This window comes from Pseudonocardia terrae, from assembly GCF_021343995.1.
Lineage (GTDB): Bacteria > Actinomycetota > Actinomycetes > Mycobacteriales > Pseudonocardiaceae > Pseudonocardia > Pseudonocardia terrae.
Genome location: NZ_JAJTTE010000070.1, coordinates 18,755 through 31,591 on the forward strand (window position 1 = coordinate 18,755; position 12,837 = coordinate 31,591).

Here is a 12,837-nt window from a genome sequence, read left to right on the forward strand (position 1 = left end):
TCGTGACGGGAAGGCGTGACGGGAAGGCGGTCGTCCTCAGCGACGGCCCGGTACCGACGGAGCACCGCTTCGCCACGATCCCGGGTATGACGTCCGCCGTGCTCTGGACGACCGCACCCAACCCCGAGATCGACGTCGAGGAGGCGGCGCCGCCCGGGGTGTCCTGGCATCCCGGGCCGGGACACACCGTCCTGGCCGTCGTCGACTTCCCGCCGGACTCGGTCATGGCGCAGCCGGAGTTCGACTTCGCCTCGGCCGGGGCCGAGCAGATGCAGCACCTGCCCGGGCTCGCGGAGCGCTTCGAGCGCGACAACCCCGGGATGCACACCACGCAGAGCGTCGACTACGCGCTCGTGCTGCAGGGCAAGGTCTGGCTCGACCTGGGGGACGGCGACCCGTCCCTGCTGGCGGCCGGTGATGTCGTGATCCAGCAGCGCACCCGGCACGCATGGCGCAACCAGGGAACCGATCCCGCCCGGGTCGCCTTCGTACTGATCGGTACCGATCGCGACAGCTGATCTGCGCCCTCGCAGACCTCACGATCACGCCCTGTCCGCAGAAGAGGAGACGAAGTGACGATCGCAGCCCCGCTGACCGTGTGTGCGGCGTTCGAGCGGGTGGCACGGATCTACCCGGACTACGAGGCCGCGGTCGACAGCGTGTCACGCCTGACGTTCGCCGCTCTCGACGACGCGTCCAGGCGATGCGCGACGCTCCTGCGCGCGCAGGGCGTGGTCCCCGGGTCGCGGGTCGGCCTGCTGACCGTTCCCTCGACGGTGCATCTGGTCGCCTGGCTCGGCATCGTGCGACTGGGCGCCATCCCGGTCGTCCTGCACACCCGCGAGTCCGCGGCCCTTCAAGCGCGGTTGTACGAGAAGTTCGACCTGTCGTTGCTGCTGCACGACGCTTCACTCGGTCCCGTCGTCGCCGCCATGCGCGAGGAGTCGGTGCACCCCGTCAGGAGTGTGGCCCTGCGATCGGCGACGCCGTCCTCCGGACCGGCCTCGCCGGTGGAGATCCCGCGCGATCTCGCCGCGCACGAGCCTGCCAGGGACCTGTGGGCCCCTGGCGAAGACGACGTCGCGATGATCATCCTGTCGTCGGGGACGACCTCGCTGCCCAAGGGGGTGGTGCACTCCCACCGCAACGCGGTCGAGGCCGCCCGCAGCACCTTGAGCCTCTATGCGGGGCTGCGGCCCGGTCAGCGGATCCTGGTGCCCTACAGCACCGCGTTCACCGCGGCCTACGCCACCTGGCTGCCGTTCCTGGTGTCCGGGGCGTGCACGGTGTTCCTCGAGCACTTCGACCTCGGCCGCTACCTCGAGACAGTGCGCCATGAGCGGATCACGCACATGTCGCTCACCCCGACGATGTGGCGCAAGCTGCTCACCCTGGACTCGGACCCGGCGACCTACGAGAGCGTGGTCCTGGCCCAGTTCGCCGCCGAGTCGATGGACCGCAGCACCCTCACCCGCATCCGGGACACCGTCTGTCGCACGGTCGTACAGGCCTACGGCTCGACGGAGACCTTCGGCATGGTGACCGTGCACGTCGCGGACGATATGACGGGTGAGCGGCTGGGGAGCATCGGGCGGCCCTTCCCAGACACCGAGGTGCGCATCGTCCGCGAGGGTGGCGCCGCGCACGAAGTTCTGCCGCCGGGAGCGGTCGGCGAGGTCATGGCGACCTCCCCGAGCGTCGCCCTGGGCATCTGGGAGGACCCGGAGAACACCGCCAAGCTCTTCCACGTCGATGCCGAGGGGCGTCGCTGGTGGCGTTCGGGCGACCTGGCTCGGCTCGACGCAGACGGCTTCCTGTACTTCGAGGGCCGCAGCGACGACATGATCATCTCGGGTGGGATCAACATCGCGCCCGCGGCGGTCGAGGAAGTCCTCATGAGTCACCCGGCGGTCATCGACGCGGCTGTGGTCGGAGTTCCGCACCCTCAGTGGGGCCAGCAGGTGCACGCGTTCGTGGTGGTGGCCGACGCGACCCCGACCGCCGAGGACCTCGAGCGGTACATGGCGGCGTCACCGCTGTCGGGCTACCAGCGGCCGCGGGTCTTCCACTTCGTGCAGGCCCTGCCGAGGACCGCCACGAACAAACTCAACCGCCGGGCGCTGCGCGAGAACGGGGTGTCCGTCACGCCGGTCGGTTCCGGCTGAGGCCAGTGCCCCTATCCGCGTCCCGAGAAAGCTGAGAGGAACATGGTCGACTACCACCCGCCCTACGAGGACCTCAAGTTCGTCCTCAACGACGTCCTCGGAGTGGGCGCCCTGGACCACCCTGGATTCGACAAACTCGACGAGGATCTCCTGTCGTCCATCGTCGACGCATTCGGTGAGTTCGCGGCCAAGGAAATCGGATCATGCAACGCTGAGGGTGACCGGGTCGGGGCGTCCCTCGGGCCGGAGGGAGTGCTCTCGGCCCCGGGGTTCGCACAGGCCTACACCGGGTTCGTGGCAGGCGGCTGGCCGGCGTTGACGTGTCGGGAGGCGGACGGCGGCGAGGGCATGCCGGGCATCCTCTACTCGCTCATGGAGGAGATGCTCTCGGGTGCGAACCTGTCGTTCGCGATGGCCCCGTTGATCTCCCCCGGCGCCTACCGGGTGATTCGGGAGCACGGCACCGACGAGATCCGGGCCCGTTACCTGCCGAAGATCGTCTCCGGCGAGTGGACGACGGCGATGTCGTTGACCGAGCCGCAGTGCGGCTCGGCCCTGGGGCTGCTGCGGACTCGTGCCGAGCCGGACGGTGAGGGTGCCTACCGCATCCTAGGCACGAAGATGTTCAACAGCTGGGCCGACCACGACATGAGCGAGAACGTCGTGCACCTGGTCCTCGCCCGACTCCCGGACGCCCCGGAGGGGGTGAAGGGGATCAGCCTGTTCCTGGTCCCGAAGTACCTGGTGGGTCCGGACGGCACGCTCGGCGAACGCAACGCCTTCGCCGTCGGTTCCCTGGAGAAGAAGCTCGGCGTGCACGCCTCGCCGACCTGTGTCACGAACTTCGACGGCGCGACCGGATATCTCATCGGGAAGCCTCACCGGGGCATGGCCGCGATGTTCGTCATCATGAATCACATGCGACTGGCGAGCGGCGTCTGTGCCGTCGGTGTCGCCGACGCCGCCTACCGCAACGCGCTCACCTACACGAAGGACCGCCTGGCCGGCCGCTCGGTGTCCGGCCCGAAGTACCCCGAGCTGCCCGCCGACCCGATCATCGTGCATCCAGACGTCCGTCGAATGCTCATGACACAGCGGGCAATCGTCGAAGGCGGCCGAGCCCTGTGCTACTGGACCAGCCTCACACTCGACCTCGCCGAGGCACACCCGGACGCGGAGCAGCGGGCCGCCGCCGACGCGCTGGTCTCTCTGCTCACTCCCGTGATCAAGGCGTTCCTCACCGACCGGGCCTTCGAGTGCGCCGACATGGCACTGCAGTGCTTCGGCGGGCACGGCTTCATCTGGGAGAACGGGGCCGAGCAGTACCTGCGCGACGTTCGCATGCTCCGGCTCGGCGAGGGAACCAGCGGCATTCAGGCCATGGACTTCATCGGTCGTAAGGTCGTCGGGGACGACGGGCGAGCCCTCGGGCTGTTCCTCGACTCGGTCGCGGGGACGCTCGATGCGCTCGACACGGACGACGACGACCTCGCCGGCCTCGGGCGAGACCTGCGCGCGGCCCTAGAGACCACCGTCGGGCTCGTCCGGGAAGAGCTGCCGCGCTGGAAGTCCGATCCGGAGCGCATGGCCGCCGCCTCGCTCGACTTCCTCACGCTGATCGGCTACCTCGCACTGGGCTTCCTGTGGGTCCGGATGGCCGCGACGGCCCGAAGGGGTCTGGCCTCCGCCGGATCAGCATTCCTACAGAACAAGATTCACACAGCCCGCTTCTACGGGGCCTACCTGCTCCCTGAGGTCGGCGTGCTGGCCGCCCGCGTGCGAGCGGGAGCGGAGGCGACCATGGCGATCCCGGAGACCACGTTCTGACCTGCACTGCGAGCTAGCCCGGCGGCGTCTCGAGCTGCCCCGCGATCTCCTGTCCGATACGGATCGCGGGGCCCTCGAGAGCTGCATAACGCGCCCGGAACACGTCCTCTGCCGCCGTCGCCGGCCACGGACGGGGCAGATGATCGAGCGGGAGCCGGGGATCGGCCTGGACGAGCAGCTGCCACTCGCTGCGCAGCACCAAGAGCTCGCACAGCTCGTCGGGCAGATCCCCCGCCCCCTCTGCCCAGCGCGTGAGGAACCGCCGGTAGCGGGCGGCGATCTCCTCCAAGTCGTAAGCCTCCTCGATCAGGTCGTCCGCGCTGCGGCCTGCCGGCGTGCCGGTGAACACCCGGAGCTCCGCGAGCACGTCCAGCCCCTCGACGAGCGGTTCGACGTCCACTGAGCCCGGCGCCACCCAGAGCCCGCTCCTGAGCAGGCCGAACCCGCCCCAGGCGAGCCGGGACCGCAGCCGCAGCCGCTCGGCCCGCCGTTCCTCCGGAATCGAGTAGGCGAGAACCGTCCAGGTCCCGTCCCACCCGGCGTCGGCCCGTCGCCAAGCCTGCGCGTTGCCCGCCCGCAGGATCCGAGACCCGTGCGGGGTGAGGGAATAGAAGGTTTCCCGGCCACGGCGGTGCCGCCGCAGCATGCCGCTGTCCACCAAGCGCGACAAGGTCGACCGCACCGCGTGACTGCCGACTCCCAGCCGGGACAGGGCCTCGATGAAGGTTCCGGTCGAGACGGCGATCGGCTCCTCATGGGTCAGGTGCCCGAGGAGCATCAGCGTGAGCCACTTGGGGCGCCGAGCCCGCGCGACCTCAGGTTCGAGCGTGGTCGTCGCCTGGGCGGGTGTGGCCATGAAGTGATCGTAGACCAGAAACGTTCGTCGGAACATTGACGTTGGGAAGTGAAAGTGGCTAACGTTGCGGTGGGTCCGATGCTGGCCCGCACCCGTCGACGAAGAAGGGTCCCTCATGACGACCACCGAAGAGCCGCTGTCCGCCACGCTGCCGTCCGGCCGCGAGCTGGGGAGCTGGAGCACCGTTAAGGCGAGCGTTGCGGACGGAATCGCCTGGGTGGTGTTGAACCGCCCCGAGAAGCGCAACTGCATGAGCCCGACCCTGAACAACGAGATGCTCGAGGTCCTCGACGCCGTCGCCTTGGACGCCGAGGCGCGCGTCATGGTTCTCACCGGTGCAGGGGAGGCCTTCACCGCGGGGATGGACCTCAAGGAGTTCTTCCGCGACACCGACTCGATGTCGCGGGCCCAGCGGGACATCGTCCAGCGCTCGGCCTTCGAGTGGCAGGGCCCCCGACTGCGACAGCTTCCCGTCACCACCATCGCGATGGTCAACGGATTCTGCTTCGGAGGAGGCTTCCTGCCGTTGTCGAGCTGCGACCTCGCCGTCACCGCCGACGACGCACTCTTCGGGCTCTCCGAGGTGAACTGGGGGATCATCCCCGGCGGCAACGTCCCGCACGCGGTCATCCAGACCATGAACCTGCGCGATGCGATGTACTACAGCATCACCGGCGAGACCTTCGACGGTCGGAAGGCCGCCGAGATGGGTCTAGTCAACGAGTCGGTCCCTCGGGAGCGGTTGCTGGCCCGTGTCCTGGAGATCGCGGAGCTCATGAAGAGCAAGAACCCGGCGATCGTTCGCGGGACCAAGGAGACCATCCGGCACCTTCGCACGATGGGCTGGAGCGAAGGCGAGAACTACATCAACGCCAAGTTCGCCGAGGCCCAGTACACCGACACCGAGCAGGGGCGCTCGAAGGGCCTCACCCAGTTCCTGGACGAGAAGTCGATCCGGCCGGGGCTCGAGGGCTACCGGCGCTGAATCCGAGCTATCCACGGACTCTCTCCTGAAAGAACGGGGGCTCGAGCGATGACTGCGGTAGACATCCGGCCAGCGAACTCAGCCACAGATTCGACGTCGATACGGGTGTGGCGCGGGTCAGAGCTACCTGCTGTCTTCGGGTCCTGCGTCGCCACTGTCGGAGTCTTCGACGGCGTTCACCGCGGTCATCGCCGCCTGATCGACCGAGCTCGTGAGATTGGCCGTTGCAGAGGCCTCCCTGTCGTCCTGGTGACCTTCGATCCCCACCCCGCCCGGGTGCTGGGGCTCGACCGGGACACCTCCGCCCTCTCCACAATCGATCACCGGGCTGAGCTCGCCATTGCCGCTGGCGTCGACGCTGTATGCGTCCTGCCGTTCACGCCTCAACTGGCCTCTCGCACGCCTACGGAGTTCGCCCGGGACGTGCTGGCCCGCGGCCTACGGGCGACGGCGGTGGTCGTCGGTGCCAACTTCACCTTCGGCGCCCGGAGGGCGGGCACGGTCGACACCCTTGACGAGCTCGGCCGCGAGTACGGCTTCAGTGTGCACGGCGTGCCACTTCTTCAGGCCATCAACGCCCCATGCTCGTCGACCTACGTCCGCCGCTGCATCCGCGCCGGTGACCTCGACGCCACTGCGCGGGTGCTCGGACGACCACACCGCGTCGATGGCCGCGCCCTGGGAGGCGTCGTCGCCCTCGCCTCTGGGACGGCCCTACCACCCGCCGGGCGTTACGAAGCGCTCATCAATGGTCAGATCGGAGAAGTCGAGGTCGACACCTGTGGGCAGCTGACTGTCCTTGACCATCGCGCAAGCCATGGAAGCAGGGTTCTGGTTACATTCCTCAGGCGCGGCGCAGTAGGTGAGTAGCGAACAGGCAGGTTGGTCGCGACTGATCAATCTATGAGCCCCCCTTTCCTGGGACGTGGTTCCGAATGGGTGAAGTGGGACGGCTTCCGTCAAGAAATCCTTCCGTACATTGGCAATCCCGATCCGGGGCGAGGGGACGCTGGCCTGGGCGGCGTGCTGGTGCGTGACAGTGGTATCGCCTGCTCACGCAGAGAAGAGTTTGCCGGCGCAAAAGCGCAGGCCCTTCTGGTGTCGCCAGGGGAGGCGGACCGGCAGGCTCTCGGCACAGCCTCCGGCCTCGTCTCACCGAGCGGCTCTCTGCGCGACCGCACGAGTCTATGGCTGCGACACTCGGGCTCGGTGCCGCCGACGAGCAGCCCGCCGCCGACCTCGCTACGCATGTAAGTGCGCAGGTCCATGTCGGCCAACGAGATCCCCGGGGTGCCGTCTGCCCCGTAGTCCTCGGGGACGTGCCAGAGCCGGCGCCGTGACGGGGATTGTGGTGGCCGCGCCGGAGAGTGGTGAGGATCGTGGTGTCGACTGACGGTCGACAGCTCTCGCGAGAGGGGAGCTGGGGTCCCGGCACCCTCTGCGGAGATGGACCAGCTCAGGCGCGCGGTCCGACTCGAGCCCGATGCACCGACAAGCGCGCAATCGCGCGCGGCGGCCGTGAGGTCGTCGCCGCGCCCGATCCCGCGGCGAGGACCACGGCTCACGCCCCTCTCGCGGACAACCTCACGACGTCGTCGAAGTAGGCCTGGCGGGCGTCCTCGGCGGCTCCGATCAGAACGCTGTCCCCGCCGAACCCGCTGAGCAGCACCGGGCGCTCCCACAGTCCGCCCGCCGCGAGGGGACGTGGCGGGTCGGGGAGCAGGTGCTTCCCGAGCGGGACGAGGTTCCCGGTCAGCACGATCCGTTCCGGACTGACGATGGCGCCGAGGGTCTGCAGTACCGTCCCCAGGGTGCGGCGGGCCTCGTCGAGGACCGCCCGGACGGCCGCCTCGCCCCCTTCGGCCCGGGCCGCGAGCGAGGCGGCGTAGTCCCAGTATCCCTGTGTCAGCAGGAGCGCGGTCTCGTCGAGGTCGCGGGCCATGGCCCGGACCGAGGCGACCTGGGCGAGGCAGCCGCGCTGGCCGCACTCGCACGGCGGCCCCTCGGGTGCCACGATCACGTGCCCGATCTCGCCGGCGAGTCCAAGGCAGCCGGTCAGGATGTCGCCACCCGACACGATGCCGCCCGCGATCCCGTTGCTGCCGTGGATCGCCACGGCGGTCTGGCAGCCGCGCAGCACGCCTCGGCGCAGCTCACCCAGTGCGGCGGTGTCGCCGTCGTTGAGCAGCCGGACGACCGGGACGTCCGGGGCGGTGGCCAGCGTCTCGGCGATCGGCCGGTAGTGCCAGCCGAAGGCGGGGAGGGTGAACTGGTCGCCGCTCACGACGCCGGGCACCACGACCGTCAGGGTGAGGGGCGTGCTCGCGGCCGGTACGGCCGCCGCCATCCGCTCGCCGACGAGGCGACCGAGCTCGGCGGGGGAGGACGGAACCGGTCCGAGTGGGGTGTCGCGGCGCGCGATCTCGGTCCCGTCCATGGCGAGCACGCGGACCAGTACGGCGTCCACGGTCACCTCGACCCCGACAGCGACCCGGCCGGGGGCGTGGATCCGCAGCACCCGCCTCGGGCGGCCGGCGCCGCCGTGGGCCGCGCGGTCGCCTGCGAGGACGTCGAGGGTCTGAAGCTGCGAGACCAGTGCGCTGACCCCGCCGGTGGCGAGGCCGAGGGCAGCGCGCAGGTCGGTCTGCGAGCTGCCCGGATGGAGATCCACATGGCGGAGGACCGCGGCCAGGTTCGCCCGGCGGATGTCCGCGGTGCGCTGCACCTCGGTCCCGGTCTGCGTCACGTGGACGATGGTAGAGGGTGATCGGACAGACACCGAAGGTTTTTCTTCGCAGTTCGATAAAAGTGGGTTATCGTCCTCGCATCCCGTCACGGGACCGGCCACGTCGGCCGATCCCTCGCGTTCATAGGAGAGCCATGACCAGGGGACTGAGCCCGTCGCAGGACGAGGGCACGGCGCAGGAGACGTCGAGCCCGCGCCAGGTGGGACTACCGCGGCTGCTGACCTTCCTGCTCCCCGCAACGGTGGGGATGTACGCGGTCTACCAGGCGATCCAGCAGATCCTGCTGCCCGCGCAGCTCGATGCGATCGACTCGGCGAACAAGATCCAGAACCTCGCCCTGCTCACCACGCTGTCGTCGATCGCCGCGGTCGTCGCGCTGCCCGCAGGCGGGGCGATCTCGGACCGGACCCGGGGTCGGTTCGGCCGCCGGACCCCGTGGCTGATCCTCGCCGGTGTGGCGTCCGCGCTGCTCACGGCCGTGATGGGCACCGCCGCAAACATCGTGGTCCTGGCGTCTGTCTACACCGTGCTGTGGTTCACGATGAACTACTACCAGGCCGTGATCACGGCGATCCTGCCCGACCGCGTCTCGGAGAACCGCCGAGGCACCGCATCCGCCGTGCTCGGCCTGGCCATCCCGCTCGGCGTCCTGGTGGGCGTGAACCTCGTCGCGCACCTGTCGTCGACGATGGGCTACGTCGTGATCGCGGCGATCTTCATCGCCACCGCGATCGCCCTGGTCGTCGGTGCGCCCGAGGGCGCCTTTCACGGGCACGCCCCCGCGGCGGACGCTCCGCCTGCGGAGCCGAAGAGCCGCAACCCGATCCACGTCGTCGGCCGCTTCTTCGGCAGCTTCCGCAGCTTCGACTTCACGATCGTGTTCGTCTCGCGGCTGCTGCTGTTCCTGGCCTACTTCGTGTCGAGCGGCTACCTGTACTACATCGTGCAGGACGAGATCGGCGCGGCGAACGTCCCCGGCGGGGACATCGCGGTCGGCGTCAGCATCCTGACCACGGTCAACACGGTCAGCTGGGTCGTGGTGGTGCCCGTCATCGGGTGGCTCGCCGACAAGCTGGACCGCCGCAAGCTCGTCGTCGGGCTCTGCGGTGTGCTGATGGGCGTCTCGCTGCTCATCCCCGTGCTGTGGACCAGCTACACCGGCCTCGTGGTCTACAGCATCTTCACCGGTGCGTTCTTCGGCGCCTACATGGCGCTCGACATCGCGATCATGTCCCTGGTGCTGCCCGACCGCGAGAACGAGGGCCGCGACATGGCCGTCCTCGCGGTCGGCACCTCCGGCCCGCAGGTCGTGGCCCCGATGATCGCCGGTGGGCTGATCCTGGCCTTCGACGGGTACGACGCGGTGTTCCTCTTCGCCGCCGTGACCGCCGTCCTCGGTGGTCTGGTTCTGATGCTCGTCCGCAGCCTGCGCTGACCCCCCCGCCTCCTCCCGTCGGAAAGGAACCCCGATGCCCTACGCCCACAACGGCGCGATCGACGTCTACTACGAGACCGCCGGTGACGCGTCGGCGCCACCGATCGTGTTCGTCGAGGGTTTCACCATGCAGCTCGTCGGCTGGCACCCGCGGCTCGTCGCTCGCTTCGTCGACGAGGGCTTCCGGCCCGTCCTGCTGGACAACCGGGACGTCGGGCTGAGCTCGATGACCGGCGGGCCGACCGACGTCGACGGCGGCTACACCGTCGACGACATGGCCGCGGACGTCGTCGCGGTGATCGACGACCTCGGGTACGACACCGCCCACGTGGTCGGCCAGTCGATGGGCGGCATGATCGCCCAGGCGCTCGCTGCCCGGCATCCCGAGCGGGTCCGCAGCCTCAACCTCGTCTACACCGCGCCGCTGCCGTTGGCCGACTACGCGGTGAAGAACGACGCCAAGGACCTGACCGTCGTCCAGGAGACGCTCGGCCGGGACGCGGCGATCGAGGCGATGGTCGACCGGGAGCGGGTGAGCTCGTCGCCGGGCTTCCCGTTCGACGAGGCGTGGATCCGCGAGCTGGCGGCGTCGTGCTACGACCGCAGCTACCGACCGGACGGGTTCCCCCGCCAGGCCGCGGCCATGGCCCGCAGCGTCGGGGTGCTGCCCGAGCTCGGCACGCTGACCGTCCCCGTGTCGATCATCCACGGCGATGCGGACGCCCACCTGGACCCGCGCGCCGCAGTGGACCTGCACCGGGCGATCCCCGGGTCGGAGCTGCACGTCTACGCCGGGATGGGCCACGAGCTCGTCGAGCCGCTGTGGGACGAGTACGTGCGCGTGATCACCCGCACGGCGCGGCGCGCCGAGCCCGCCGCCGGCTGAACGAGAGGAACCGATGGCCGTCATCACCACCCGGCTCGGCAGGCTCGAGGGCGTCACCCTCACCGGCGGGATCGAGCGCTTCACCGGGGTGCCGTACGCCGAGGCGCCGATCGGTGCCCTGCGGTTCCGCGAGGCGCAGGAGCGCACGCCGTGGGCCGGCATCCGGGACGCCACCCGGCCCGGTCCGACCTCTCCACAGGCCGAGGTCGACAACCCGCTGCATCGGCGACTGGCCGCGTCGGGCTGGGTCCGCGGGGACGACACCCTCAACCTCAACGTCTGGACGGCGGACCGGTCGGGTGCGGCGCCCGTCTGCGTCTGGATCTACGGCGGGGCGTTCAAGGAGGGCAACGGGCTGCTCCCGCTCTACGACGGAGCCGCCTTCGCCCGGGACGGGATCGTCGCGGTCTCGATCCAGTACCGCGTCGGGCTCGACGGGTTCGGGCTCTTCGAGGGCGGCCCCGCGAACCTCGGGCTGCGCGACCAGGTCGCCGCCCTGCGCTGGGTGCGTGACCACATCGCGGACTTCGGCGGGGACCCGGGCAGGGTCACCGTCTTCGGGCAGTCCGCGGGCGGGGCGAGCGTCGCCCGGCTGCTGTCCGCCCCCGCGGTCCGCGGGCTGATCCACCGCGGCATCAACCAGAGCGGGCCGGTGTGGACCGGCATCGAGCCGGAGCAGGCGCTGCGGACCACACATGCCGTCGCGCGTTGTCTCGGCATCCCCGCCACACCGGAGGCACTCGCCGCCGTTCCGGAGGAGGTCCTGCTCGCGGCGACGCTCGACGTCGCCGGGCGCCCCGGCGATCCCGGCAGCGGCAGCCACCCGCTGTCCGTGGTCGCGGATCCGGACTTCCCGGCCGTGCCGGCGTTCGCCGACGCGGCCGTGCCGGTGCTGGCGGGATTCTGCTCGGACGAGTTCGGCCTGTTCTCCTCGCCGGATCCCGACCTGGACCGGGCAGCGGCGGTCGCCGAGCTCAAGGAGCCGGGATCCGAGGACCTCCTCGACGCACTGCACGACGCCCTGCCCGCAGCGGGGTGGGGCACCCTCGTCCGTAAGGTCCGCGAGCACGACCTGTTCGTCGGCCCCCTCCTGGACTGGATGCGCGACGCCGCGGCGGCGGGCGTGCCCGTCCACGGCTACGAGTTCGGCTGGCGGACCCGGGCACTCGACGGCGCGCCGGGGGCGTGCCACAACCTCGAACTGCCGTTCGTGTTCGACCTGCTCGACCGCGAGCACGTGACGGACCTAACGGGGCCCGAGCCGCCGCGGGCACTGGCGGACCGGATGCACGGCGACTGGGTCCGGTTCATGCGCGACGGCCTGGTCGACGGCCGCCGCGCGGACGGGACGACCGAGTCCCTCCAGGTCTACGACGGTGGCGACGAGCACCCGCGCACCACCGGCACAGTCGACGCCGTGTGTCGCGCGCACGTCCGCGGGGCGCGTATCGCCTGAGGTCGCCCGCTCGGCTCGGCCCGTGACGCGTCCGGGCCGAGCGGTGCACCGTGGTGTGGGCAAGGCGGGACCGCGACGAGTAGACAGCCGCCCTTCCGACGTGGTCGGAAGCTCGTGCCGTTCACCGGGGCGAGCTGTTGCCGTTCTGGCCGGACCGCCCGGACTCGCTCGCCCGGGGCGGCGGCCTGCACAGGTCGGTCGGCGTGGCTGCCCGGCCATAGGCGCACCCTCATGGTCGCATCACCCCTGCGTCTTTGACGGTTGTGATCACGGTCTCGTCTACTGACACCCAGAGCGGAGCAGGCCCGAGACGGCCCCGCCGGGAGCACGCGGCAAGCGTGATCTCTCGCGTTCGATTCCAATGGAGGGATCCATGAGTACGGTCGATGCGCCCCGTCCGCCGACGACTCGTTTCGTCGGTGAGCTCGGTGAGTCCCGGGTCAAGGCCTGGGGTGTGACGTTCACGCTCGTGGCGCTCTA

10 protein-coding genes are annotated in these 12,837 nt (G+C 70.1%); 8 read left to right on the plus strand and 2 right to left on the minus strand.

The annotated features are described in order from the left end of the window. Positions 1 to 86 precede the first annotated feature (86 nt). From LWC33_RS30755 to LWC33_RS30765, 3 genes are read left to right on the plus strand one after another with little or no spacing between them, the layout of a single operon-like run. Positions 87 to 518 (plus strand): cupin domain-containing protein, encoded by a 432-nt coding sequence (locus LWC33_RS30755; protein ID WP_233308209.1) that lies wholly within the window; start codon positions 87 to 89, stop codon positions 516 to 518. A 54-nt stretch (positions 519 to 572) separates the two neighbouring features. After that, entirely contained in the window at positions 573 to 2,165 is a 1,593-nt protein-coding gene (locus LWC33_RS30760) for a class I adenylate-forming enzyme family protein (protein WP_233308210.1), read from the plus strand. A 42-nt stretch (positions 2,166 to 2,207) separates the two neighbouring features. Continuing rightward, positions 2,208 to 3,992 carry an acyl-CoA dehydrogenase C-terminal domain-containing protein gene (locus LWC33_RS30765; RefSeq protein WP_233308211.1) on the plus strand — a complete coding sequence of 595 codons (1,785 nt, stop codon included), beginning with the start codon at positions 2,208 to 2,210 and terminating at the stop codon, positions 3,990 to 3,992. A gap of 13 nt (positions 3,993 to 4,005) precedes the next feature. On the opposite strand, the gene LWC33_RS30770 is transcribed toward LWC33_RS30765, so the two are convergent. Then, complete coding sequence (locus tag LWC33_RS30770) at positions 4,006 to 5,100, minus strand: PaaX family transcriptional regulator (protein ID WP_233308212.1); 1,095 nt, start codon at positions 5,098 to 5,100, stop codon at positions 4,006 to 4,008. On the opposite strand from LWC33_RS30770, the gene LWC33_RS30775 reads away from it, so the two are divergent. Then, complete coding sequence (locus tag LWC33_RS30775; RefSeq protein ID WP_233308218.1) at positions 5,069 to 5,833, plus strand: p-hydroxycinnamoyl CoA hydratase/lyase; 765 nt, start codon at positions 5,069 to 5,071, stop codon at positions 5,831 to 5,833. The two genes, LWC33_RS30770 and LWC33_RS30775, sit on opposite strands and share 32 nt — an antisense overlap. A 48-nt stretch (positions 5,834 to 5,881) precedes the next feature. Further along, the gene (locus tag LWC33_RS30780; RefSeq protein WP_233308213.1) at positions 5,882 to 6,703 is read left to right on the plus strand and encodes an adenylyltransferase/cytidyltransferase family protein; all 822 of its coding nucleotides are present in this window, start codon (positions 5,882 to 5,884) and stop codon (positions 6,701 to 6,703) included. A 691-nt stretch (positions 6,704 to 7,394) separates the two neighbouring features. Here the strand turns inward: LWC33_RS30780 and LWC33_RS30785 are convergent. Then, positions 7,395 to 8,579 (minus strand): ROK family protein, encoded by a 1,185-nt coding sequence (locus LWC33_RS30785; protein WP_233308214.1) that lies wholly within the window; start codon positions 8,577 to 8,579, stop codon positions 7,395 to 7,397. Between the two features lie 134 nt (positions 8,580 to 8,713). Here LWC33_RS30785 and LWC33_RS30790 point away from each other — a divergent pair, with 134 nt between their 5' ends. The 3 genes from LWC33_RS30790 to LWC33_RS30800 are packed head-to-tail and all read left to right on the plus strand — an operon-like array spanning position 8,714 to position 12,357. Further along, on the plus strand, positions 8,714 to 10,015 hold the full coding sequence (locus LWC33_RS30790) for an MFS transporter (RefSeq protein ID WP_233308215.1): 1,302 nt from the start codon (positions 8,714 to 8,716) through the stop codon (positions 10,013 to 10,015). Positions 10,016 to 10,049: 34 nt separating this feature from the next. Next, positions 10,050 to 10,901, plus strand: a complete 852-nt coding sequence (locus LWC33_RS30795) for an alpha/beta fold hydrolase (RefSeq protein ID WP_233308216.1) — start codon at positions 10,050 to 10,052, stop codon at positions 10,899 to 10,901. A 13-nt stretch (positions 10,902 to 10,914) separates the two neighbouring features. Next, positions 10,915 to 12,357: a carboxylesterase/lipase family protein gene (locus LWC33_RS30800; RefSeq protein WP_233308217.1), complete on the plus strand. Its 1,443-nt coding sequence runs from the start codon at positions 10,915 to 10,917 to the stop codon at positions 12,355 to 12,357. Positions 12,358 to 12,837 lie beyond the last annotated feature (480 nt).

Bases quoted from the DNA above. Each gene is read 5' to 3' on its own strand.
- LWC33_RS30795 (WP_233308216.1), top strand. From the start codon at position 10,050: ATGCCCTACGCCCACAACGGCGCGATCGACGTCTACTACGAGACCGCC.
- LWC33_RS30800 (WP_233308217.1), top strand. From the start codon at position 10,915: ATGGCCGTCATCACCACCCGGCTCGGCAGGCTCGAGGGCGTCACCCTC.
- LWC33_RS30770 (WP_233308212.1), bottom strand. From the start codon at position 5,100: ATGCAGTTGCGCTTCTCGGGGCGGTTCAACACCACCCAGGCGATTCCG.
- LWC33_RS30755 (WP_233308209.1), top strand. From the start codon at position 87: ATGACGTCCGCCGTGCTCTGGACGACCGCACCCAACCCCGAGATCGAC.
- LWC33_RS30780 (WP_233308213.1), top strand. From the start codon at position 5,882: ATGACTGCGGTAGACATCCGGCCAGCGAACTCAGCCACAGATTCGACG.
- LWC33_RS30790 (WP_233308215.1), top strand. From the start codon at position 8,714: ATGACCAGGGGACTGAGCCCGTCGCAGGACGAGGGCACGGCGCAGGAG.
- LWC33_RS30765 (WP_233308211.1), top strand. From the start codon at position 2,208: ATGGTCGACTACCACCCGCCCTACGAGGACCTCAAGTTCGTCCTCAAC.